This is a genomic window from Streptomyces sp. NPDC037083 (assembly GCF_055606485.1).
In genome coordinates, this window is record NZ_JBVJSQ010000015.1 from 195,115 (window position 1) to 219,016 (window position 23,902).

The 23,902-nt window shown below is 71.3% G+C and carries 20 protein-coding genes; 13 read left to right on the forward strand and 7 right to left on the reverse strand.

Features of this window, described 5'->3' with window-relative positions:
- Positions 1-14 precede the first annotated feature (14 nt).
- Positions 15-2,345 carry an ABC transporter permease gene (locus tag ACZ7DE_RS33735; protein ID WP_470767898.1) on the forward strand — a complete coding sequence of 777 codons (2,331 nt, stop codon included), beginning with the start codon at positions 15-17 and terminating at the stop codon, positions 2,343-2,345.
- A 269-nt stretch (positions 2,346-2,614) separates the two neighbouring features.
- Here the strand turns inward: ACZ7DE_RS33735 and ACZ7DE_RS33740 are convergent, their stop codons facing one another.
- On the reverse strand, positions 2,615-3,424 hold the full coding sequence (locus ACZ7DE_RS33740) for an alpha/beta fold hydrolase (RefSeq protein WP_470767900.1): 810 nt from the start codon (positions 3,422-3,424) through the stop codon (positions 2,615-2,617).
- A gap of 345 nt (positions 3,425-3,769) precedes the next feature.
- Between ACZ7DE_RS33740 and ACZ7DE_RS33745 the strand changes: the two genes are divergently transcribed.
- Positions 3,770-5,932, forward strand: a complete 2,163-nt coding sequence (locus tag ACZ7DE_RS33745; protein ID WP_470767902.1) for an ATP-binding SpoIIE family protein phosphatase — start codon at positions 3,770-3,772, stop codon at positions 5,930-5,932.
- Positions 5,933-5,955: 23 nt separating this feature from the next.
- On the opposite strand, the gene ACZ7DE_RS33750 is transcribed toward ACZ7DE_RS33745, so the two are convergent.
- Complete coding sequence (locus ACZ7DE_RS33750; RefSeq protein WP_470767904.1) at positions 5,956-7,140, reverse strand: beta-ketoacyl-[acyl-carrier-protein] synthase family protein; 1,185 nt, start codon at positions 7,138-7,140, stop codon at positions 5,956-5,958.
- Positions 7,141-7,885: 745 nt separating this feature from the next.
- The gene (locus ACZ7DE_RS33755) at positions 7,886-8,446 is read right to left on the reverse strand and encodes an alpha/beta fold hydrolase (protein WP_470767906.1); all 561 of its coding nucleotides are present in this window, start codon (positions 8,444-8,446) and stop codon (positions 7,886-7,888) included.
- A 388-nt stretch (positions 8,447-8,834) separates the two neighbouring features.
- Between ACZ7DE_RS33755 and ppk2 the strand changes: the two genes are divergently transcribed.
- Together ppk2 and ACZ7DE_RS33765 are read left to right on the forward strand one after the other, a co-directional pair.
- Positions 8,835-9,827, forward strand: a complete 993-nt coding sequence (gene ppk2, locus ACZ7DE_RS33760) for a polyphosphate kinase 2 (RefSeq protein WP_470767908.1) — start codon at positions 8,835-8,837, stop codon at positions 9,825-9,827.
- Positions 9,828-9,971: 144 nt separating this feature from the next.
- Complete coding sequence (locus ACZ7DE_RS33765) at positions 9,972-10,631, forward strand: hypothetical protein (protein ID WP_470768012.1); 660 nt, start codon at positions 9,972-9,974, stop codon at positions 10,629-10,631.
- On the opposite strand, the gene ACZ7DE_RS33770 is transcribed toward ACZ7DE_RS33765, so the two are convergent.
- Both ACZ7DE_RS33770 and ACZ7DE_RS33775 read right to left on the reverse strand, forming a co-directional pair.
- Positions 10,597-10,881 (reverse strand): DUF2283 domain-containing protein, encoded by a 285-nt coding sequence (locus ACZ7DE_RS33770; RefSeq protein WP_470767910.1) that lies wholly within the window; start codon positions 10,879-10,881, stop codon positions 10,597-10,599. The genes ACZ7DE_RS33765 and ACZ7DE_RS33770 overlap by 35 nt on opposite strands.
- Positions 10,882-11,034: 153 nt before the next feature.
- Positions 11,035-11,700: a response regulator gene (locus ACZ7DE_RS33775; RefSeq protein ID WP_470767912.1), complete on the reverse strand. Its 666-nt coding sequence runs from the start codon at positions 11,698-11,700 to the stop codon at positions 11,035-11,037.
- On the opposite strand from ACZ7DE_RS33775, the gene ACZ7DE_RS33780 reads away from it, so the two are divergent.
- The 3 genes from ACZ7DE_RS33780 to ACZ7DE_RS33790 all read left to right on the forward strand — a co-directional run bounded on the left by ACZ7DE_RS33780 (position 11,668) and on the right by ACZ7DE_RS33790 (position 13,949).
- The gene (locus ACZ7DE_RS33780; protein WP_470768014.1) at positions 11,668-12,510 is read left to right on the forward strand and encodes an ATP-binding cassette domain-containing protein; all 843 of its coding nucleotides are present in this window, start codon (positions 11,668-11,670) and stop codon (positions 12,508-12,510) included. The genes ACZ7DE_RS33775 and ACZ7DE_RS33780 overlap by 33 nt on opposite strands.
- Positions 12,507-13,334, forward strand: a complete 828-nt coding sequence (locus tag ACZ7DE_RS33785) for an ABC transporter permease (protein ID WP_470767914.1) — start codon at positions 12,507-12,509, stop codon at positions 13,332-13,334. Before ACZ7DE_RS33780 ends, ACZ7DE_RS33785 begins: the two co-directional genes overlap by 4 nt.
- 180 nt (positions 13,335-13,514) lie before the next feature.
- The gene (locus ACZ7DE_RS33790) at positions 13,515-13,949 is read left to right on the forward strand and encodes a VOC family protein (RefSeq protein WP_470767916.1); all 435 of its coding nucleotides are present in this window, start codon (positions 13,515-13,517) and stop codon (positions 13,947-13,949) included.
- A 187-nt stretch (positions 13,950-14,136) separates the two neighbouring features.
- Here ACZ7DE_RS33790 and ACZ7DE_RS33795 read toward each other — a convergent pair whose 3' ends face one another.
- A complete protein-coding gene (locus ACZ7DE_RS33795; protein WP_470767918.1) occupies positions 14,137-14,553 on the reverse strand; it encodes a hypothetical protein in 417 nt (138 codons plus the stop codon).
- A gap of 921 nt (positions 14,554-15,474) precedes the next feature.
- Between ACZ7DE_RS33795 and ACZ7DE_RS33800 the strand changes: the two genes are divergently transcribed.
- The 5 genes from ACZ7DE_RS33800 (at position 15,475) to ACZ7DE_RS33820 (ending at position 21,574) form a co-directional block, all read left to right on the forward strand.
- Entirely contained in the window at positions 15,475-16,767 is a 1,293-nt protein-coding gene (locus ACZ7DE_RS33800) for an MFS transporter (protein WP_470767919.1), read from the forward strand.
- Positions 16,760-18,607: a S9 family peptidase gene (locus ACZ7DE_RS33805; protein ID WP_470767921.1), complete on the forward strand. Its 1,848-nt coding sequence runs from the start codon at positions 16,760-16,762 to the stop codon at positions 18,605-18,607. Before ACZ7DE_RS33800 ends, ACZ7DE_RS33805 begins: the two co-directional genes overlap by 8 nt.
- A gap of 76 nt (positions 18,608-18,683) precedes the next feature.
- Positions 18,684-18,806, forward strand: a complete 123-nt coding sequence (locus ACZ7DE_RS33810) for a hypothetical protein (protein WP_266720057.1) — start codon at positions 18,684-18,686, stop codon at positions 18,804-18,806.
- A gap of 98 nt (positions 18,807-18,904) precedes the next feature.
- Complete coding sequence (locus ACZ7DE_RS33815; RefSeq protein WP_470767923.1) at positions 18,905-20,857, forward strand: RiPP maturation radical SAM C-methyltransferase; 1,953 nt, start codon at positions 18,905-18,907, stop codon at positions 20,855-20,857.
- Positions 20,858-20,914: 57 nt separating this feature from the next.
- Positions 20,915-21,574: a DUF5825 family protein gene (locus tag ACZ7DE_RS33820; protein ID WP_470767925.1), complete on the forward strand. Its 660-nt coding sequence runs from the start codon at positions 20,915-20,917 to the stop codon at positions 21,572-21,574.
- Between the two features lie 139 nt (positions 21,575-21,713).
- Here the strand turns inward: ACZ7DE_RS33820 and ACZ7DE_RS33825 are convergent, their stop codons facing one another.
- Positions 21,714-22,814, reverse strand: a complete 1,101-nt coding sequence (locus tag ACZ7DE_RS33825) for an LUD domain-containing protein (RefSeq protein ID WP_470767927.1) — start codon at positions 22,812-22,814, stop codon at positions 21,714-21,716.
- Positions 22,815-22,963: 149 nt separating this feature from the next.
- Between ACZ7DE_RS33825 and sigJ the strand changes: the two genes are divergently transcribed.
- On the forward strand, positions 22,964-23,902 hold the full coding sequence (gene sigJ / locus ACZ7DE_RS33830) for an RNA polymerase sigma factor SigJ (protein WP_470767929.1): 939 nt from the start codon (positions 22,964-22,966) through the stop codon (positions 23,900-23,902).

Sequence of the window (23,902 nt, forward strand, 5' to 3'; positions counted from 1 at the left end):
TCCAAGACCTGGCCATGGGGGCCCGCTTCGCCGTCGCCGGCGGACGCGAGGGATGGGTCCGGATGACGCTCACCGGCGTCGGCGTCGGCATCGGCGTGGCACTGCTCCTGCTGTGCACCGCCCTGCCCAACGTGTTCGCCGCCCGCCACAAGGTGGAGGACGCCCGCTTCGACAACACGTTCTTGTACTCCGACGAGGCGCCGCCGAAGGCCGACGACACCTTCCTGATCGCCGAAGCCGACACCGTCTGGCACGACGACGACGTCCGCGGCCGGCTCGTCGAGCCCGAGGGCGCGCGGGCGCCGCTGCCCCCCGGGGTCGACAGCTTCCCGGGCAAGGGCGAGATGGTGGTCTCCCCCGCGCTCAAGGACCTGCTCGCCTCGGACGGCGCCGAGCTGCTGCGGGAACGGCTGCCCTACAAGATCACCGGAACCATCGGCGAGAGCGGACTCCTCGGCTCCCACGAACTGGCCTACTACGCGGGCGCCTCGGGGCTGAAACCCACGGACGTCTCCCCCGTGCACCGGCTGACCCGGTACGGCAAACCGGACGCGTCAGACGCGGCGTCCGAGAAGACCGACCCGGTGCTGCTGCTCATGATCCTGGTCGTGTTCGTGGTGCTGCTGACCCCCGTCGCCGTGTTCATCGCCGCCGCCGTCCGCTTCGGCGGCGAGCGCCGCGACCGCCGGCTGGCCGCGCTGCGCCTGGTCGGCTCGGACAGCCATATGACCCGGCGGATCGCGGCGGGAGAAGCGCTCGCCGGAGCCCTGCTCGGCCTGGTCATCGGCACCGGCTTCTTCCTCCTCGGCCGTCAGACGCTGGGCTCCACCGAGGTGCTGGGCGTGAGCGTCTGGCCCAGCTACCTCGACCCCTCCCCCGTGCTCGCCGCGCTGGTCGCGGTGGCGGTCCCAGTCGCCGCCGTACTCGTCACGCTGCTCGCGATGCGCGGCGTGGTGGTGGAACCGCTCGGCGTCGTGCGCGCGGCCGAGCAGCGCCGCCGGCGGCTGTGGTGGCGGCTGCTGCCGCCGCTGGCCGGCCTCGCCATGCTCTACCCGTTGATCGGCAAGGGCCGCGAGAACGGCGACTTCAACCAGTACCTCGTCATCGGCGGCGTGCTGTTGCTGCTCATCGGCATCACCGCGCTGCTCCCCTGGGTGGTGGAGGCGGTCGTCGTCCGCCTCGGCAAGGGCGCGCTGTCCTGGCAGCTCGCGGTACGACGGCTGCAGCTGAGCAGCGGAACCGCCGCGCGCATGGTCAACGGCATCGCCGTCGCCGTGGCCGGAGCCATCGCCCTGCAGATGCTGTTCACGGGAACGCAGAGCCAGTACACCAAGGAAACCGGCAAGGACCCCGGACGAGTCCAGATGCAGGTCGACTTCAGCGACCGCAAACCGCTGTCCGGTGTCGAGCGCGAGTTCAACGGCACCAAAGGGGTACGGGCCGCGGTGGCCCTGGCCATATCGCAGTACGGGGACGCGCGTCGCGACCCCGAGAACAGCAACGGCCTGACCGTGGGCAACTGCACCGCCCTGCGTGAACTCGCCACGCTGCCCTCCTGCAAGGACGGCGACGTGTTCGTCACGCGAACGAGGACCGGTTACACCGACCCCGACAACGCCGAAGAAATCGCCGTGATGAAGCCCGGTCGGCAGCTCTACATCGACCCGTCGTACGGCGACGCCACCGAACGCGGCATCGAGGTGCCCTGGACCGTTCCGGCGAACGTGCGGGTGGTGGACGCGCGCAAGGACTCGCTGGGGGACTCCAACAGTCTGCTGGTCACCCCCGCCGCCCTGCCCGCCAAGGCCGCGCCCGCGTTGTTCTCGGCCGGGGTCTACCTGCGTCTGGACCCCTCGGTGCCGGACTCACGGGAGTACATACGCAACGCCGTCGCCCGGATCGACCCCCTGGCACGCACCTACAGCTGGTCGGCGACCCAGGAGGACGTCAAGTACGCCTCCATCCGCACCGGCCTCTTCGTCGGCTCCGCGTTCGTGCTCGCACTGATCGGCGCGAGTCTGCTGGTCTCCCAGCTGGAGCAGCTGCGCGAGCGCAGGAAGCTGCTCTCCGCGCTGGTCGCGTTCGGCACCCGGCGCCGCACGCTGAGCCTGTCGGTGCTGTGGCAGACGGCCCTCCCGGTCGGACTCGGCCTCGTACTGGCCACGGCGGTGGGTGTCACCCTCGGCTCGGTGCTGCTGAAGATGACCCGCACACCGGTGGTCATGGACTGGGCGAGCGTCCTGACCATGACCGGCGTGGGCGCGGCCGTGGTCGGCGTGGTCACGCTGCTCAGCCTGCCTCCGCTGCTGCGGATGATGCGCCCGGAGGGCCTGCGCACGGAATAGCCCCCCACACATCCCCGAGCCGGGCTCCGCCGACCCGTCCGGCACAAGGGCCCTCCGGGCTCTCCAGGCCCTCGTGACGCCCCGCCGCGAGCAGTGGACGGCGTTCGGGCCGCCGATCCGCACCGGCCACCCAAGTGGCCCCTTGATTGGGGGTACTTGGGTGGTCGGCACCGCTCAGTTCGGCGGGCCGCCCGCTTGCGCAGCCGGCGGTCCCGCCGCCACGGTCGAACGCCGAGGTGCCGGACTCGGAGACACGTCCGTCGCGGCCGTCAGCGCAGGTGCGCCAGCAGCAGCCCGGTGAGGGATTCGGGTGTGCGGAGCGGCAGATAGTGGTCGGCGTTCCGAATCACCTCGCCGCGGGCGCCGGGGATGCCGGTGACGAGCCGTTCGGCGATGACACCGATCTCCGGGTGGTCGCGGTCGCCGTGGACCACCAGCGTCGGTACCGCGATGTCCCCGAGGTGCGCTACGGCATCGGGACCCGCGCTGGAGTGCTGTTCGCTCACCATGCGCCGCTCGGCGTTCTGGAGCACCATCGCCTCGATGAGCTCTCCCCCGGGAGCAGCGTGACCCATCGCCGCCCAGATCGACAGTTCCAGCTCTGCCAGGGCTGCCGCGTCCTGCTCCCGGCGCGCCGTGGCGTAGGCGGACAACTCGGGACCTCGCGGCCAGACGTGACCACTGACCGAGGCGCCGATCAGGGCCAGTGCGATGACCCGCTCCGGATGGGCGAGGACGAAGTCCAGCGAGGTCTCCCCACCCATGCTCAACCCGACCAGGGCGGCCTGACGCAGACCGAAGTGGTCAAGGACGGCGCGCAGATCGTCGACGTCGCTGAACGGCTCCCCCGGTGGCGTGGAGCGGCCCAGCCCCCGGGCGTCGTAGCGGATCACGTCGTGATGACGAGCCAGCTCGGGAACAACGGCGTCCCACAGACGAGAGTCCATGCCGGCGCCGTGCAGCAGCACCACCGGGCTTCCGTGACCGCTGCGCTCTGCCCACAGCCGACCGCCGTCGGGGACAGGTACGCGGACTTCGCGCGGAGCCAGGACAGCCGGCCCGTCAGTGTTCGGTTTCACGCCGTGATCATTTCAGAACGCTCGACGAGCCGGGCACGTTCGAGGGGCGCGCTCGCCGGGCTGCCGACGCCGCGGGTGAGGGCGACGTGGTCGTGTTCCGGGATCCTGCGGGAGAGCCAAGAACCCGGGCCGACCGGTTGCGCGGCGACGCTCCCCGCAAGGTGCGTGCGGCCCCGGCGGTCGCGGCGCTCCCTCACTGTCCGTGTTCACCGAGCGATCCGCTGGTGTGGGCGAAGCGCCCCCCGGTGGTATTCAATGAGGTGTGCGGTGGGGGATCTCGGTGCCCCGTCGCACGGGTCCGAGTAACGACCCCGGCACCGCGCCGGGGATTGCTGAGAGAGCCGCATGGACTCCACGCCCTCCTCCTCGTCCTCATCGCCGTTCGACATGGTCAGCAGCGCCCTGGGGCGCTACATCCCGCGCGCAGGATCGGCAGCGGCCGCCGGTTCCGACAGCGCGCGGGACGACCTCACCACCCGCCGACGCGCACCCGACAACCCGGCAGTCGACCGTCACGATCAGATTCTCGGCGTGGTCAACCTCGACCAGGACCTGAGAATCACGCGCTGCAACCTTGACGCCGCCGTGTTCACGGGACTGGACGCCGTGATCGGGAGTCCTTTCGCCGATCTCCTGCCCCCCGGGGACGTACCGACGGTCACACGGCGGCTGCGGCAGGTCCTGGAGATCGGTGAGGCGCATGTCGCCCGTATCCAGCGTCTGCGGCGCTCCGACGGGTCGGAGCTGGTGGTCTCGATGAGCATCCTGCCCGCCGCGGCGCCTCATGAAGGCCTGACCGTCTCCCTGATCGCCATGGCCAGGAGGCTGCACCTGTACGCCGCCGAGACCGCGATCGGCACCTCGCTGGACATCGGCGAGACCGCGCAGTCGCTGGCGGAGTCCCTGCTGGCCTGGGGGGACGTGGCCGCCGTCGACCTCGATTTCGCCGTGTGGACGGGCGAGGGTGTCAGTGAGCAGGCGCAGGGGCGCATCCGGCTACGGCGGGCAGCCCTGGTGCCGAACCGGGTGTGGCCCGAGGGTTACCTGACTCCGGGGGACGATCTTCCGAGCGACGCCAGTCGCCTGCTGGCGCAGGCGGTACGGCGGGACGATGCCCCGCAGGCCATCGTCATACCGGACCGGGAGTCGGTCGAGCGGCTGCTCGGCAGTCCGCGAGTGATCCGTGCCCTGGTGCCCGGTGACCGGTCCGCGAGCGTGGCGTGCATACCGCTGGTCCTGGACGCCGCGCCGCCCGTCGTGCTGGGCGTGGCGGAGGTCTGGCGGCGGTCGGACTACCCCTTCCGCGACAGCGAGTTGTTCGACCTGCAGGAACTGGTGGCCAGGACCGCCCATCACGTCGACCTGGCCCGTCAACACCAGCGCGAGCACACTCAGGTGCTGGCGTTGCAGCGGCGGCTGCTGCCCCGGACGGGCGGCCACACCATCGAGATCGCCAGCGTCTACCAGCCCGCCACGCCCGACAGCGCGGGCGTCGGCGGCGACTGGGTGAACAGCTTCCCGCTGCCGGACGGCCGTACCGCTCTGGTGGTCGGTGACGTCGTCGGGCACGGCCTGGGAGCCGCGGCGACCATGGGCCAGCTGAGCATGGAGGCCCGCGCCCTGCTGTCCGCGGGGCTGGCGCCCGACGAGGTGCTGGAGCACCTGGACGAGACCGTGACACTGCTGGACGAACCGGAATCCGGGCTGGCGGCCGGCTACAGCGCCCTCGGCTCCACCTGCTGCATCGCCCTCTACGACCCGGTCAGCCAACAGGTGACGCTCTCCAGCGCCGGCCACCTCCCCCCGGTCCTGGTGCTCCCCGACGGCTCCGCGGGCCCGCTCCCGGTCAACCCTCACCCCGGCCTGGGCGCCGAGTTCGCCCTGCGGGAGCCCTTCGACGTGTACACGTTCGACGCGCCCCCCGGCTCGCTGCTCGCCCTCTACACCGACGGCCTGGTGGAGGATCCGGCCCTGTCGATCGACGAGGGCATCAGCAGGCTGGCGGACACCTTGGCCACGGTGCACCCCTGGGACACCTTGCAGCAGGCCGCACGGCACATCGTCTCCGCGCACGCGCACGTGCACCAGCGCGACGACGTGACCCTTCTGCTCGTGCGCATGATCGGCTACCGCAAGGGCGACACCGCGACCTGGCGGCTGCCCGCCCGCGACGACGCGCCCGCCCGCGCCCGCGCGCAGGTCTCCGCGCTGCTGCGGCAATGGCACGCCAGGGCTGACACCCAGGACGACGTCCCGCTGCTGGTCAGCGAGCTGGTCACGAACGCGGTGCGCTTCGCCGCCGGTCCCATCACCGTACGACTGATCCGGGCCGGTCACGGGCTGCTGTGCGAGGTGGGCGACACCGGCAACGGCAGGCCGCGTCTGCGCCGGGGCGGCCTCCTCGACGACGGCGGGCGTGGCCTGCACGTCGTGCACAGGCTCACCACCCGGTGGGGGGTGCGGTGGACGGACACCGGCAAGGTGGTCTGGGCGGAAGTCTCCCGATGACGTAGGGGTGGCGCGGGCTCGCGCTACAGCCACTCCCCTTCCAGGGCGGTGGCGGTGAGGCCCGGTGCCGCCGCGTACAGGACGGCGCGATTGCCCGACTTCTGCCCCGCGTCGTGCGCCCGCCTCAGGATGTCGAACACAGCCGCGCCTCCGCGGTTGCCGCTGGTGTAGCTGTCCCGGCTGTGGTCCAACAGACCCGAGGGCCAGGCGTCGGGCATCGTCTGCTCCATGTACTCCAGCACCCGGGTCCCGCCGGGGTGCGCGAGCAGCACATCGGGGTGCCAGGCGTCGGGTTCGTCCTGGTAGCGGACGCGCAGCCACTCCCACATCGCGGTGACCGTCTCCTGGACGGCGCGCGGCCCGCGCCGGTCCATCACGAAGTGGGCGCCGTCCGCCCGCGTCTCCAGGCGGTGCAGGTCCTGGGTGCCGGGCAGGGTGTGGTGCCAGGCGGCGTCCAGCCGCAGCACCGACTCGCGCCTCTTGCGGCCCGTGACCACGGCGGCGACCGCGGTGTCCGCGAACAGCAACCGGACGATCAGGGACTCGAGGGTGTCGTCGGCGGGCTGGTAGGTCGTGCTCAGCGCCTCCGCGATCACGACCAGGACCACCCGGTCGGGATCCGCGGCCACCAGATCCGCCGCCAGGGCCAGGGAGCGGGTCCCCGCGATACAGGCCCACTGCGTCGCCGGCAGCAGCATCACGTCGTTGCGGAGCGAAAGCCTGTTGGCCAGGGAGATGTCCAGACCCGGCAGCGCCGGGGTGGTGGAGTGACTGGTGATCAGGCAGTCGACGTCCGCGGCGTCCAGGCCGGCGATCTGCAGGGCTCCGCGCGCCGCACGCTCCCCGTAGGACTGCACGGCGTCCCAGGCCGGCGCGGTGCGCTCCTGGACGGTCTGTGGCGCGGGTATCGCCTCGAGAGCGGCGATCGCGCGCTCCACGTCCTGTTGGGTGAACCCGCCGCGCGCCAGCGCCTCTTGGGCGGGCCCGATGCCGACGGCCCCGAGGGCGCTGCCGCTGCCGGGCGCGACGGCGGTCTCCAGCGGCAGCATCCAGCCACGGGTCTTGATGCCCGTGCCGGCCGCGATGCCGTCGATCCGGGGCGCCCACGCCGCGTGCGGATGGCGGTCGCGCACCTCCGCCACGATCTGGCTGGTCTCCACGACGTGCTCACCGTGTATCACGGCAGGCGGACAGAGGTAAGCGGCCATGATGGGCACCTTTCCGGGGGAACAACGAGAAACGTCACGAGGGCCGAGGCATGGGCCCTTTGGAACGTGGCGCCCATGCCGACGGCTCCGCTCCGGGAGTCGCCAGCCGTGTCGAGCATGGACGCCAAATGGACATTTCCGCTGTGACTCAGACAACTTGGGCGACTGTTGGGGGCGTGATACGGCACACATCACCGCAACAAGGATCTTCGGGACGATTCCGCGAGAGGGTTGCCTGACCTACCGTCAGCCCCGTCGCCCACACGCGCCGCGCGTACACCAACCACAAGCTCGTGGCGGTGCCCGCAGTGACGGTCGCCACGGGGACGCCCTGCTTCGACGGGCAGGACCGGGCAGCCGGACGTCGCACCAGTCCCGTCGAGGAGCCGACGACCACGCGGCGGTTACCTGGCGGACGGTGGAGCGCCTGATGGCCGACGGTCGCAACGGGCGGACGATCGTGACGATGCGCGAATGCGTCGATGACCGGACGCCGCGGCTGCGGGAGTGCGTGTCGGGCGACGGCGTATGCGAAGTCCGCCCGATTCAAGGGCAGTTGTGTGCACAGGCGTCTCGGGCAGCCAGGTCACGGCCGAAGGCCGAGGCCCTGACACACCGCAGACCTCACCCCTGTAGTGACGGGCGGGACTTGCCCAACAGCGACTGCTTGAGCGTCACCGCGTCGCCGGCCGACACGATCCGGGCAGTCGTCGTCGTACCGGGGAAGTACCAGCGCCCGCCGGGTTCAGGGGTTGCCGCGGCTGATCGCCTCGGCCACTTCCCTCAGATCGTTGTTCAGTTGGTGGTCGCGCCCAGACAGCCGGTGCAACTGCGCATGCGGAATCACGCGGCCGTAGAGGTCCGCATGCGACGGTGGGGCGGTTTCGTCCTCGAGCCCGTGGAACACATGCACCCGCGCGTCGCGCGGCAGCCGCGCGCCGAGGTCGCCGGGCAGCTCGAACTCGTCGCCCGGCCAGCCGCCTTGGCCGACGAACGGCGCGGCGATCAGCACGATGGCCGCGATCCTGCGCTCCGGCGGATGCTCGGCAAGCGCATGAACGAGGATCGCGCCGCCCACCGAATGGCCGACGACGATCGCGCCGTCCGCCAGATCCGCCGTCTCACGCCGGATCGCCGGGCTCCACCGGGCATCACTCGGGTCGTCCTCGTCGGGCATCCGCGGGTAGCGGACGTCATACCCGTCCCCGAGCTCCCGCCTCAGGCTGTCGACCAGCTTGTCGTCCCATTCGTCGTGCGTTCCCGCGCCGCCGCCCTGGATGAACAAGACCTGCTGAGTCCCTGTCATGCCGATCGTCCTCCGCACCCTCGTAGCGACCCGGTGACGCGACGGCGGCGTCAGCTTCGACGCTCCGAGCTTCCTGCCGCGGGCGGGAAGTGGCAAACCCGCCGGCGGCAGGAACAAGGGTCGAGAAGCCTGACTTGTACCCCGCTCCGCTCGAGTGGCGAAGCCCGGGCACCAGAGCCTCAGCCATGATTACCCACTGTAAGGAATCGGTTACATGAGGGCCCATGGGCCCCGGTTGGGGCGCCTGCCTCTCCTCACCGACGCGCAGCGTGACCTGCGCACAAACGGGCACCCGGGGTGCGGGCCACGATCACGCCGGCGCGGAGGGCGGGTGAGGACCACTCCCGGCACAGCCCACGGCACCGACGTACAGGCAGGAGGTTGCGTAATGTCCGATCAGAACGACCCGGCGGCGGAACACGAAACCGAGGACGGACACGAGAGCCAGCTCCTGCACGGCCTGCAGGTGGACGAGCAGCGGCCGGAGAGGCCGGTGCTCCTCAACGCCGATGGCAGCCCACTGGAGACGTGGCGGGAGAACTACCCCTACGACACCAAGATCAGCAGGTTCTCGTACGAGCGCACCAAGCGGCTGCTGCAGATCGAGCTGCTGAAGATGCAGCGCTGGGTGAAGGACACCGGCCAGCGCGTCGTCGTGATCTGCGAGGGCCGCGACGCGGCCGGCAAGGGCGGCACCATCCAGCGCTTCACCGAGCGTCTCAATCCGCGTGGCGCCCGTGTGGTGGCGCTCGAGAAGCCGACGGAGCGGGAAGCGGCCCAGTGGTACTTCCAGCGCTATGTCCAGCATCTGCCCACGAAGGGAGAGATCGTCTTCTTCGACCGCTCCTGGTACAACCGGGCGGGCGTCGAGCGCGTCATGGGGTTCTGCGACGAGGACCAGTACCGGCAGTTCCTGGAACAGGCGCCGCTGTTCGAACGGCTCCTGACCGACGACGGCATCCTGCTGGTCAAGTTCTGGTTCTCCGTCTCCCAGACGGAGCAGCGGACGCGCTTCGCCATCCGTCAGGTCGACCCGGTACGCCGCTGGAAACTGTCGCCCACGGACGTCGCCTCCCTCGACCTCTGGAACGAGTACACCACCGCGAAGGTCGACATGTTCCGCGCCACGGACACCGAGCACGCCCCGTGGACGGTGGTGAAGAGCAACGACAAACGACGCGGCCGTCTCGAGGCCATGCGCAGCCTGCTCGACCGCTGCGACTACCCCGAGAAGGACCACTCGGTCATCGGCAAGCCCGACCCGTTGATCGTCGGCGCCGCGGACACCCTCCTCGAAGCCGGTGAGGAACCCAGCACGCTCTCCCCCACCCCCCTGGCCGGCCACGGTGACGGCCCGGGCATCCATCCGACCCGCCGGTGACCACCCGTCCCGGTGCCGAGCGGCGCGTCCCGGATCCGCAACCCCGTCGGTCCGCCGTCGTGCCGTGCCGGGGCCGGCTCGCGCTGTGTGCCATGGTGCGCCGACCCCGACCAAACGGCTGACCGGATGTCCTGGATGAACTCGATGAACCGGATGAACCCGATGAACCGGATGATCAGCGCAGTCACGCGGTGCCCGCGACTGCGCTTCGACGGTTGGATCGCGGGTGTGGGCACCTCTTCCGGCACGCGCGTGGTGCTGGGGCACTGGCCGAGGTCGCCGTTCGGACCGATCAGCGACGTGATGATCGAGCGGGCCGACGGGGAACGGCTGCTGCTGGCCCCCTCGCAGGAGACAGCGGACTTCATCGGCAGCACCTACACCTTCGACACCGTGCGTGTCGTGCCGGTCGACGTGAGCGTCGTGGACGACACCTGGACCGTGACCGCGGACTCCCTCCGCCTGCGCTTCACCACCGGACGTCGGGGGATCCTGGGCTTCTTGCTGCGCGCCGTTCCCGGCGCCCTCGCCGTCCGTCCGGCCTGGTGCGCGCTCACGGACCGGCCCGCCCGCATGATGCTGGCCGGTGTGCGAACCCGTGGCAGTGCCGGTGGCGGCCGCAGGGAGTGGTACGGCGCGCGGGACCTGCTGCCGATCCGCTCCGTGACAGGGGTGTTCGAGGGCCAGAACCTGGGTGCGTGGGCGCGTGTCGAACCGCCCGTACGGTTCGGGTTCGGTTCCGTGCCCCGCCAACCCGCCCTCGCACGGGTCACGACGACGGTGGCATCGCCTCCGGGGAAGTAGGACGCCGGCCGCCTTCGCTGTCCAGACGCTCCGCCGACTCGAGCAGATACTTCGGCAGCTTCGAACTGGCCGCCAGTACCTCGACACCGATCAGGCGGCCCTGCTCGTCGAAGTCGAGGTTGATCATGCCGTCGACCGCCATCGGGTCGCAGGGATACATGTGCGCTGCCCTCACCCGGGCTTGGGGTTCTGTGAAGTACACGTACGCGGCATTCGCCGTCTTGTCGTAGGTGACTCTGACGTCCGCCATGCTCGGCAACTCCCTTGATGCGGTTGAGGACGGCCCTTGACAGCCCTGACGATGTCGGCGACGCGGTGGGCATCGCAACGGAGTTTGCGGGGGGGGGGTGCCTGGACTCGCGCTCCCGAACTTCCGACTTCGCCGCGGGAGCCGGGGACGCCGTCAGCGCGGCGGCAGCGTGACGAGTCCCGTCTCATAGGCGGTGATGACGAGTTGGACCCGGTCCCGGGCGCCCAGTTTGGTGAGCAGCCGTGACACGTGCGACTTGGCGGTGGCCACCGTGATGAAGAGTTCCTCGGCGATCTCGGCGTTCGACCGGCCGCGTCCCACCAGGGTCAGCACTTCCCGTTCCCGCTCGGTGATGCCCTCGACCGGCCGTGGGGCAGGCTCGGGAACGGCTTCGGGGCGCCCTGCGAAATCGGCGATGAGACGGCGGGTCACGCCCGGCGCGATCAGTGCGTCACCGGCGGCGACGACGCGGACCGCCGCGAGGATGTCGTCCAGCGCCATGTCCTTGACCACGAAGCCGCTCGCGCCGGCCCGGAGCGCGCCGTAGACGTAGTCCTCCTCGTCGAAGGTGGTCAGGACGAGGACGCGTGTGGTCGCCGGACCGGCCGTGATCAGGCGGGTGGCCTCGATCCCGTCCATGCCGGGCATCCTGATGTCCATGACCACGACGTCGGGGCAGGCATCCCTGACGAGTCGGACGGCCTCAGCGCCGTCGGCGGCTTCACCGACGACCTCCAGATCGGGGTGATCGGCCATGATGACGCGTAAACCGGAGCGAACCAGCGGCTGGTCGTCGGCGAGCACCACCCGGACGGTCATCGGGTCTCCACCCCGCCTCCGACGGGCACGGGCAGCGGGGAAGCGCCCACCACCGGCGCCGCCACCGTCAGCGGCGTCCCTTTCCACCGCCACCCGCGCGGACTGCGGCACGTCGGCGCCCTCCTCGACGCGGGACAGGTCCACGGCGGACGCACCGCCGCCGCCCACCTGTCTGCTCTGGCCCGCAGTAACGGCATCCCGCGCCGCCGGGTGGACGAGGTGCTTCAGGAGGTCGGGCTGGCCGAGGCGGCGAACCGCCGCATCGGTGGATTCTCCCTCGGCATGAAGCAGCGCCTCGGCATCGCCGCCGCCCTGCTCGGCGACCCGCCCGTGCTCATGTTCGACGAGCCGGTCAACGGCATGGACCCGGAGGGCGTGCTCTGGGTACGCCGGCTCTTCCGGCGCCTGGCGGCCGAGGGGCGCACGGTCTTCCTCTCCAGCCACCTGATGTCGGAGATGGAGAACACCGCCGACCAACTGGTCGTCATCGGCCGGGGCCGTCTCATCGCCGCCGAGCCGCTACGGGACTTCGCGGCCCGTAGCGCCCGCAGCAGCGTTGTGGTGGGGACACCGCAGGCCGCCGAGCTGGCAGCGATGCTGACGGCGGCAGGCGCCTCGGTCGAGCCGGAGGGCTCGGCAGGGGTCGAGAAGCTCGCCGTGATCGGGATCGCGGCGCACCGGATCGGCGCGCTCGCCTTCGAGAACGGCATCCGGCTGGACGAGCTGACCACCCGTACCGCCTCACTGGAGGAGGCCTTCATGGAACTCACCGCCGACAGCGTCGAATACCCGGCAGGACAGCCCCGATGACGACCATGCTCACCTCCGTCCCCCGCACTCCCCCCGTCGCCGGGCCGCCGGCCCGCTTCCGCGACCTGCTCGCCTCCGAGTGGATCAAGACGCGGTCCCTGCGCTCCACCCCGTGGACGATCGGACTCACCGTCCTGTTCGTCGTCGGTTCCGCCGCCGTGGCCACGGCGGCGGACAAGGCCGCGGGCTCGGGCCGCGCCGAATTCCTGCCCTTCGACGCCTACCCGGCGGCGGGCTACTGGACGCTGATGCTCGTCGCCGGCAGCATGGGCGCGCTCACCGTGGTGAGCGAATACAGCAGCGGGCTGATCCGCACCACCACCGTGGCGGTCCCGGCCCGCGGCCCGGTCGTGCTGGCCAAGGCGACCGTCGCCGCCGCGCTGTGGACCGCGGTCGGCACGACCGCCTCCACCGGTTCCTTCCTGGTTTCCCAGGCCATCCTGGACGGGCAGCATGCCGGCGTCCCGATCACCCACCCCGGCGTGTTCCGGGCGCTGGCGGCATCCGCGTTGCTTGCTCCGGTCTGCGCCCTGGTCGGCCTGGGCTTCGGCGTTCTGCTCCGGCATCCCGCCGGGACCATGGTCACCAGCGTCTTCACCCTGCTGATGCTCCCCACCATGTTCTCGGAGAGCAACCGCTGGTCCGCGGACATCAAGCACGTGCTGGTGGCGGCCTCCTGGAATCGTCTGGTCCAGAACTGGGGGCCGGAATCCGGATCCCTGGGGTACACCGCCACGGTCACCGGCTCCTGGATCGCGTACACGCTCTGGCCGCTGATCACGGTCGCGCTCGCCGTGCTCGCCGTGCGGCGCCGCGACGTGTGAGGGTGCCACGGGCGGGCCCGCGCTCCGAGCCGGAAGGTCACCCTCCGGGGGCAGGGCAATCGGCGTTCGCCACCTGCGCCCGCACGACTCAGCAGCGGTCGGCGCGGTGGCCGTCCCCCCGGCAACGTACGGTCCCACACCGGGAATTGAGCAACAGCCTCCCCCTGCTATGGTGCGCCGATGTCATCGATCAAGCAGTTCCAGGTCACCTTCGACTGCGCAGAACCCGAGCGCGTCGCCCGCTTTTGGTGCGAGGTGTTGGGGTACGTCGTACCGCCGCCGCCCGAGGGCTTTGACACATGGGACGATTTCGATCGCTCCTTGCCTGCCGAACGGCAGGGAGCGTCGTTCGCCTGCGGTGATCCTTCGGGCGTGGGGCCGCGCCTGTACTTCCAGCGCGTCCCGGAAGGCAAGGTCGTCAAGAACCGGGTGCATCTCGACGTACGAGTCGGCACCGGGCTCGTGGGTGACGAGCGCCTCGCCGCGCTCGAAGCCGAGTGCGCACGACTGGTCGCGCTCGGCGCGACGTGCGTGCAAGTGCTGCTTGCCGACGAACACAACGAGTCCTGCATCGCGATGCAGGACATCGAGGGCAACGAGTTCTGTCTCGACTGAGCATTCTCCGAGACGCCAGGGTTGAGCCGTCTTCCCTGGCCTCTCGTGCTGATCGTTCCGGATGGAAAGGGAGCCGGTCGACGAAGGCTACGGGCGGGCGGGCCGACGTTCCGCGAGCCGCCGGCGCCTCTCACCGTCGCGCGCGTGGCGCGGACAGGCCGCCACGGGCACACACGCGGCTGAGCGACTACGCCGCGTCCGTCTCCGTGCGCCGCGTCTCGCGCCGCTCCTGCGGGCCGAGCCGCCGGACCCGCAGGAAGCGCAGCAGGCGCGTGATGCCGTAGCCGAGCAGCCAGGGCAGCAGCGTGATGCCCCCGACGTACACGGCCAGGTAGCCGAGGAAGTCGTACAGATGGGGAGGCAGCTCCTCGGCGCCGTCGACCCGCACCGGCCGGTCCCACCGGCTCAGCGGGAAGATCATGACGATGGCCGAGGTCCCCACCGGTATCGACGGGACGAGCACCGACCACAACCGGGGCCACAGACCGGGCGCACGGGCGCACCACACCCCCAGACAGGCCATGGCGATCGGCCCGAACAGCACCCACAGCAACACCGGGTACAGCAGCAGCATCCACCATTCGTCCGAATACCCGAACATCATCGGCGTCGCCCCCCGGCACCTTTCGCCCCTCAGGGCCTGCTCCCCGTCACGTCAGCGTGAACCTACCGCCGACCTGTCCCCCGCAGCACCCTCATATCCTGGGCCTCCGCCCACCGAAGGGGCCCTCGCCCCGACGAGCGCCCGGCGCCCTTGTCGAGCAGAGGTCCGCACCTCCCGGCACAGCGGCAGGTCCGCGCCTCCGGTACGGGCTCGGCCGCCACGAACTGGCCAACTCCCGCCCGTTTGACCGATATTCGCAAGCTGTCAGAGTGGATTGTCGGCCAATGCCTCCCGTCCCGCGTCGCGGCCCGGGAGACCGAGAAGGTGGCGTTCCACCCCCGAACCGGTGGCCCGTGGCGCTTCGTCGCCGTCTTCCGTGGCCCTCCGCGTTCAGTCGCGCAATCGTTGCTCGGACCGTGGCCCGCGCCGGTGCCGCCGTACCAGGCGGAGTGCACGGCGACGCGTGCCGTGCCATGGCGTGGCGGGAACATTGATCGACCGCTGCGACCGGACGGGCGAGCCGGGCCGGGGTCGATATGCGGATGTGAAGCGAAACGCTGCGCGGCGGTGTGGAACGGTCCCGTCCACCGCGCCCGGCCCGCGTACACGGGTCCACGTCTCTGGCCAGTCATTCCTCGGCCATGTCCCGTTATCAGACGGTGATTCCACACTGTTCGGCACTTGTCGCCGGAGAGACGCGATGGCTAGGCTCCCGCTCACTTTCACGTTCTACGCACATTCTCGCCACATGGCACGTCGTACACGGCGCATCGCACACGGCACATGGAGGCCCGCCCCTGCGGCAGGGGCTCCCAGGCGTACGGGGGGGTGGGGAACGTCGACGGGTCACCGGTGCGCCGGCCTTCTGGCCGGCCCGTCCCACCGTTTGACGAGCACTCCGCCGCCGAGCGGCCGCGCCGCGTGAGACGGCCGGACCGGCGGACCGGTGGGCCCGCGCGGGCGGACCGAGACCTCAGGATCCTGTGGTGGGTCAACGCGGTCGACGGGCTCGGCAGCCAGGCCTCCGGGCTGGTCCTGCCGTTGCTGCTCCTGGAACTCGGCCACAGCCCCAACACGGCGGGCTCGCTGGCCAGTGCGGCCGCGTTGAGCGGGGTCGTCCTCGGGCCACTCGTCGCGGTACCGGCGGACCAGGGACGCCGCAGGCGCCTGATGACGGGGTCGGCGGCGCTCGCGGCCCTGGCCACGGGAGTACTGGCTCTGGCCTGTCTGGGCCGGCCCGCGTTATGGATCGTGGTGCCGCTGGCCCTGACGGAGCGGCTGTGCGCGGTGGCCTACGAGGCCGCGTCGCGCGGAGTCCTCGTCCACCTGGCCCCCGCCGACGAACTGCCCCGGGCGGCCGCCGGGATGCAGGTGGGCGACCAGATCTCGCTCATCGTGGGTCCGGTGCTCGGCGGCGCCCTCTTCCAACTCGCCCGGCCCCTGCCCTTCCTGGCCGACGCACTCTCCTACACGGCGGCCGCACTCGGTGTGCGGTCCATCCGTACCCCCCTCGACACGCCCGCCCAGACGCAGGGCGCTCCGGCCGCCGACCGCGGTGCCCGTCGGCGCGGGAGGTGGACCGAACGGCTCGCTGCCGCGAGAGCCGGCGTGGTCACCGTGGCCGGGTCCCCGGTCCTGCGACTCGTCCTGGTCTGGACGTCTGCGGCCGGGGGCACACTGACGCTGCTGTTCTACACCGCGCTGTTCCGGCTCGGCGCCGACGAGCACAGCGCGGCGGCCGGTCTGGTGCTCGCCGCGTCCGGAGCCGCCGGACTGCTGGGCTCGCTGATCGCGGCCCCCGCGGTACGGCGGCTCGGCGCGGCGCGGCTGCTGACCCTGGCCGCCTGGCTGCTGCCCGTGCCGTGCTGCTCGCTCGTGTGGGCGGACGGCGCGGTCGGCTGGGGAGCGGCGTTCGCCGGTCTGTCCATGCTGGTGCCGCTGATCACCGTGGTGCTGGCCAGTGTCGCCGTCGCGTGCACACCGGCGGCCCTGCAGTCGCGGACCGCGGGCGTGCTCGGTTCGATGTCCGCGCTGGCCGCGGCCGGCGCGCCGGCGCTCGCCGCGGTCCTGGTGACCGCCTGGACCCCTGACGCGCCCGTGCTGCTGTGCACCCTGCTGTTCGGCGCGCTGGCCGTGTACATGCAGGTGAAGGCGCCTGGTGTGCTGCGCCCGGGCGCCCCGACCGCCACCGGGACGGGAGACGGTCATGGGTGACGCCTTCGCCGTCTTCCTCGGCGCCCTGCCGGACGTGTGCCCGCGCGACCCGCGGCGCATGGTGCTGACGGCCGACGCCGACGGCCGCTGCGAGGTGTTCACCTGGGACGCGGTCACCCGCACCGCCCGGCAGGTCACGAACCGTCCCGACGGCACGGTGCACCACGCCGTCGACGCCGACGCGTACGTGTGGTGGTTCGACGAGGACGCCGAGGGCCGAGGGCACTGGTGGTTCCAGCCGTTCGACGGAGGCTGCCGGCTGCCCGGACTGCCGGGGGCGCCGGCCGGCCTGCCGCGCGGCCTGGCGGTGACGCCCGACGGGACGGTCGCCGCGGCGCTCACGCCCCGCACCGGCGGCACGACCCTGCTGGTGGGGCGGCGCGGGCGGGCCCCGCGCGAGGTGCTGCGCATGGCCGGGCAGGGCCGGTTGGGCGGGATCACACCGGAAGGCGATCTGGTGGCGCTCGCGACGGTGTCCGACGGCGACACGGCCGTCACCGTCGTCACCCCCTCCGGGCGAGTCGTCGCCACCCTGCCCGCTCCCGGCGGCCCCGACGGCTCCAGTGGTCCCGGGGGCAGATTCTGGTGCCGTGGCTTCTCGCCGCGCCCCGGCCGTTCCGAACTGCTGCTGGTGCACGAGTTCGAGGACGGCTACCAGTTGGCGACATGGACGGCGCGCCGTGGTCCGGTCGTCCACTCCTGGTGCCGTTTCGACACGGAGATCACCGCACGCTGGTACCCCGACACCGACGAGGTGCTGGTGCGCCAGGAGCGCCACGGCCGGTCGCTGCTGCACCGGGTGTCCCTGCGCGACCGCACCCGCCGCGTCGTTCCTACTCCCGCCGGCAGCCTGCTCGACGCGGCCCCGCGGCCGGGCGGGGGGCTGCACTACCTGTGGACCGACACCGCCCACCCGCCCGTCCTGCGCGCCACCGACGACGTCGACCTGCCGGCGCCCGGCCCTCTTCCCCGCGTCCCCGGACGTCACACCGAGCTGTGGACCCCGACACCCCACGGCACGATCCACACCCTGCTCAGCCTGCCGCGCTCGGACGGCAGCCGGCCCGGCGGCCCGGGTCCCGGCAGCGCGGCAGTCGTGCCGCCGACGGTGTTCCTGGTGCACGGCGGTCCGGCCGACCACGACCGGGACGCCTACGACGCCACGGTGCACTCACTGGTGGCCTCGGGATATGCCGTGGCCCGGGTCAACTACCGCGGATCGACCGGCTACGGTCCCCGCTGGCGGCGAGCGCCCGGCACCGGTGTCGGCCACCCCCAGGTGGACGACCTGGTCGCCGTACGAGCCGATCTCGTGCGTCGCGGACTCGCCGACGAAGAAGCCACCGCCCTGTGGGGGGTGTCCTGGGGGGCGTATCTGGTGCTGCTCGCCCTCGGCACCCGCCCGCAGGTGTGGCACGCCGGTGTCGCGGTGAAACCCGTCGCCGACTGGGTGAGCGCCCACCGGATGACCACGCCGGCGCTGCGTGCCCTCGACGTCCGCTGGTTCGGCGGTACTCCGGAGCAGGTGCCGGAACGTTACGCCCACAGCTCTCCCCTCACCTTCGCGGCCCAGGTGAGGGCGCCACTGCTCGTGGTCGGCGCCGACAAGGACGTCAAGTGCCCACCCGAGCAGATCCGCAGCTACCTCGCCGCACTGACCGCCGCGGGCGTGGCCCACGAGCAGATGTGGCTCGACACCGGACACGACGGCTACGACGGCGCGGCGCACGTCGCCGTCCTGCGCCGCTCCCTGGCCTTCCTGCGCACGCACCTGCCCGCACCGGCGCCGGCCGCCCCCTCACGTCCCCCGGCACAGCCGGGAGGACCCCGGTCCCGCTGACGACACAGCGGGACCGGGTCGTGCACAGCACCACCCGCCCGAAGCACACGCCATGAACCCGAGAAGGAGGACGACCATGCAGAAGGACATCATCCACAACGATCCGCTCGCCGGCGACGAGGAGAACCGGAAGCCGGGCATCGGCATCACCATCACCATCCCGTTCCGCAACGCCGCCGAGAGCGACGACGAGGAGTGACCCACGGCCCGGCCGGCCCGGCGCGACAAGGGCCGGGCCGGCCGGGCTCCCCTCCCGCGCCTCCTCCCGCCAGCCGCTCGTGCGCCAAGGAGCCCACCGTGCGCGTTCTTCTCGTCAACATGCCCTGGTCCCCGATAGACCTGCCCTCACTGGCGCTCGGCATCCTCAAACGAAGCGTCGACGAACACGTCCAGGACGTCACGTGCGAAGTGCTGCACGCCAACGTGGAGTTCACCGACTGGATCACCAGCCGCACCGAGTTCACGGCCGAGGACTACGACTACTACGCCCTGTCCTCCTACTTCCTCGGCTGCGGTGACTGGGTGTTCTCCTCGGCGCTCTACGACGACCCGGAGTGGAGGGAGTCGGAGTTCGTCGACGTGATGACGCCGAAGCTGCGCCGGTCCCGGATGCGCATGACCCGGGAACTGCACCGCCTCGTGCCCGAGTTCGTCACCGAGGTGGCCCACCGCGTCGTCGCCCTGGAGCCCGACGTGGTCGGGTTCACCTCCACCTTCCAGCAGAACACCGCCGCGCTGGCGGCGGCCCGGCAGATCAAGCGCCTCGCCCCGCACATCGTGACCGTCATGGGCGGGGCCAACTGCGACGCCGAGCAGGGCGCCGCCGTCCACCGGAACTTCCCCTTCGTGGACTACGTGGTCCGCGGCGAGGGCGAGGACGCCTTCCCCCGGTTGCTGACCGCACTTCGTGACGGCACCCCGGACGCCGCGGCTGCGATCCCCGGGCTGTGCCACCGCACGCCGGAGTCGGCGCACACCGCCAACCCCATGCCCACCGGGCCGTTGCCGCCCGCGGCGATCCTTCCGCCCGACTACAGCGGCTACTTCGAGCGTCTCGCCACGTCCGTGGCACGCAACTGGGTGGAACCGAAACTGGTCGTCGAGGGCGCACGCGGCTGCTGGTGGGGAGAGAAGCACCACTGCACCTTCTGCGGGCTCAACGGGTCCTTCATGGAGTTCCGCAGCAAGAGCCCCGACACCTTCTACCAGGAGATCATGGACCTGGCGGAGCGCCACCAGGTGCTCGACATGTACGTGGTCGACAACATCCTGGACATGCGTTACCTGTCCACCGTCCTGCCCCGCATCATCGACAGCGGCTACGACCTGCGCATGCACATCGAGATCAAGGCCAACATGCGCCGCCCTCAGCTGCAGGTCCTGGCGGACGCCGGGCTCATCTACGTCCAGCCGGGCATCGAAAGCCTCAACAGCCGCGTCCTCGACCTCATGGACAAGGGAGTCAGCGGCTGCCAGAACGTCCGCATGCTCCGCGACGCGGCGGAGACCGGACTGTCGGTGTCATGGAACTACCTGCACGGCTTTCCGGGAGAGACCGCGGACGACTACGAACCCGTCATCCGCCAACTCCCCGCCCTGGAACACCTCAACCCACCGGTCGACCTGTCCGCCCGCATCGCCATCGAGCGCTTCAGCCCGTACTTCAAGCGCCCCGAACTGGGCTTCACCGGCCTGCGGCCCGAGGAGCACTACCTGTTCACCTACGACCTGCCCGAGGCGGAACTGCACGACCTGGCCTACGTCTTCCAGGCACCGGAGCGCGGCATCACCGAGCCCACGGTGACCCTCCTCAACGACGGCATCGCCGCATGGAAGAAGCACCACGCCGACGCCCGCCTCACCCACACCGACCTGGGTGAGCGGATCGTGCTCGTCAGCAGGCGGCCGTCGTTCGCCTGGCGGACCATGCAGCTCACGAGTCCGCTGGAAACCAAGCTGTTCCGCCTCCTGGACCAACCGCACACCGTCGTCGCGCTGCACCGCAAGCTGACGTCGACCGGTGACGCGGGCGAGGGCGCGCGGTGCACCCCGCAGGCTCTCGAGGCCCTGCTCGAGGAGTGGGTCGCGCAGGGCATCGTGTTCACCGACGCGGGCCAGTACGTGCACATCGCCCCCGCCGCCGTGAACCAGGACCTGCTGCGCCTGGACTACATGCGTCACGTCCACGCCCACACCCACGCCGAGACCGCGACCGCGGACGCCGCCATGCCCGTGCCCGCCTCGTCGTGAGCGCCTGGCCGCTCACCCTCCAGCAGCCCTCCCCCCGACTCGGACGAAGGACCGCACATGACAGCAACCGCACCGGACATCTCCGTACGTGCCTGGCGCGACCTCGACCCACAGGCCCGTGACCTGCCGGGCATGTCCCTGGGGTCCCTCCCGGTGACTCCGCAGACCCAGCAGGTGGACCGGCTGTGGAACCTGGGCGTGCGCCACGCCGAGCTGGACACTGCCGTCGACCTGTCCGCCGACGATCCCGAGGCCCACCGCAGGGTCGTCGACCGGCTCTGCCTGGTCCGCGATCTCACCGCACGCGCCGTCTCCGTCGACTGGGATCTGCGGCTGTCACCGCAGGAGTCCACCCACCAGTGGAAGGTGCTGTCCCACCTGCAGCCGCCCCGCACCATCACCGGCCTCGACAACGCCGAGGAGGCTCTGCACGCCTGGCGCACCCGGCACTACCTGTGCAAACTCGTCTGGCGCCAGGGGCCGGGCTTCATCCAGATCCGCGACCGCCGCTGGGGGGACCTGCGCCGCTTCACCGCCGACGAACCCCGGTACCGGGAGGCCGTCGCCCAACTCCGCCCGGGCGTGCACCACGCCGGCATACCCGCCGACATACTCGAGGAATTCACCGCCGAGCACCTCGTCCTGCGCGTCGGCGAGCTGGCGTGGTGGCTGCCCTACCGCGTCTCCCGCTGGCTCCAGGAGGCCATGGCCGTATGAGCCTCGCGATCCCCACTCCGGCCCGTGCGTTCAAGCCTTGGGACATCACCGCCGTCGCGGGCGGCCGGCTCCGGAACACGAGGTGACCGACACCGACCGCCTCTCACACCGTTCGTGAGGCGGACGGCTCCGGGCAGGGTCAGTATCCGATGGCCTCGCGGAGCAGCAGCACAGTGCTGCTCCCCGGGCGGGGTTCCGCGTTGAGGACGAGCAGGCGGTTGACGGCGCTGGGTCTGCCGTACACCGCCTGGGCGCGGACGTTCTCCAGCGGGAGGGCGTGCTCCTCGACCCGGCGCAGCGCCGTGCTCAGGTCGGGCACCACCTTCTGCGCGCCGACGACCCAGACCGCGTGGGCGGCGCCGCCCGCGTTGGCAGGCAGTTGGCTGCCGCTGCCCGAGGCGAGTACGAGCGAGCCGGTCTCGGTGACCGCGGCGACGCTGTTGACGACGAAGTCGGGGCCGGCGAGCAGCCTTCGGATCTCGTCGGCGCCCGTGGCGCGGTCCATGGCCACGACGCGTGGCCTGACGGCGTCGTACCGGCCGCCGGCGTTGATGTCCTCCTCGATGCCGGAGAGCCGGAGGGTCTCGCTGGCTCCGGTGAGCACGCCGGCGCCCTCGGGGATCAGGTCCTTGACGCGGGCCCGCGCGGCCGCGGCGTCGTCGAGGATCTCGGCGGCGAAGCCGTTGGCGCGCAGCGCGGCGGCCACCCGCTCCAGTCGTTCGGCCGATGCCGGATCGGCGAAGGACGCGGCCGGAGCCGGGGGGATCGTGGCGTGTGCCGTGTCGGCCGCGGAGCCCCGCGCCGAGTGGGGCGCCGTGCCCGCCAGCGGCGAGGTGTCGAGGTACCTGACCTCGTACACCCGCTCGGCGAACTTCCAGCCCTCCGCGGTGCGCTGGTAACGGTCGTGGTAGACGGCGTAGTTCAGACCCTGGCGGCCGTCGAGAGTGCGCGCGAGTTCCTGGATGTAGGCGCGCCCGGTCGCGGTGTCTCCGTCGAGCACGATCGTGCCGGGGTGCGTGTTCTGCACGAAGAAGTCCCACTGGCTCTGCAGGCGCTCGCCCCCGGCACGGATCTCCTCGCGGCCGATCTGCTCGACGGGGATGTTCGGCATGCGCAGGGCGCCGTCCGGGGTGAACAGCGATGCCAGCCGGGGTCGGTCGCGCATCATCACCGCGTCGGTGAACTCACCGCGCAGTGCCTCGATCTCGACGCGGTCCGCGGTGGCCTGGAAGTCGTTCATGGGAGTCCCTTCTCCGTCATTTCTGCGTCCTCACCGGTACGACAACGCGGGCCTTCGGAATGTGAGGCGGCGGGTCGGCCATACATTCCGGTGCGCTGTCCTGTCGTAACGGGTGAAGGCACAGAAGCGAGCGAGGAGACGGCCAGACCATGACCACCAGAGGCGAGTACGGAGACGACCAGAGCGATCCGGGCCTCGGCGCGATCATGAGTGAGCGGCGAAGGCTGATCAACCTCGGCTACCGACTCCTGGGGTCCCTTGCCGACGCCGAGGACGTCGTACAGGAGACCTATGCCCGCTGGTACGCCATGTCTGCACAGGATCAGCAGGCCATCGCGTCGCCAGGCGCCTGGCTGACGACGGTCGCCGGCCGCATCTGCCTGAACCTGCTCGGCTCGGCACGGGCCAGGCGGGAGACGTATGTGGGCGACTGGATACCGGAACCGCTGCCCGAGCCCACGGAGTGGATCACCGGGCGCTCCGGCGCCGGCGGGATCGACCCGGCCGATCGGGTCACCCTCGACGAGTCGGTGACGATGGCCTTCCTGGTCGTCCTCGATTCGATGACCCCGGCCGAGCGCGTCGCGTTCGTCCTGCACGACGTCTTCCGCTACCCCTTCGGCGAGGTCGCCGAGATCGTGGGCCGCTCTCCGGCGGCCTGCCGCCAACTGGCCTCGTCCGCCCGACGTCGCATCCGCACGGCGCAGGCCCCCGCAGCCCCGAGTGCGGGGCAGGCCGGCATCGTCAGGCAGTTCAAGACGGCGTGGGAGACCAAGGACGTCGCCGCCCTGATCGGCCTGCTCGACCCCGACGCCACCGCGATCGCCGACGGCGGCGGGCTGGCCGTCACCCACCCGCGTCCGATCGTGGGCGGAGAGCGGATCGCACGCGCCTACGCCGAGATCGCCCGTTTGGCGGGCGACCGCACGACGTTCCTGGAGTACACGGTCAACGGCCTGCCCGGCTTGGTGGCGCAGCAGGACGGCGCCATCGTGACCGTGTTCGCGTTCGAGATCTCGGGCGAGCGGATCAGGCGTATCTGGGCGGTGCGCAACCCCGAGAAGCTGCGTCCCTGGCGGGTCGGCTGA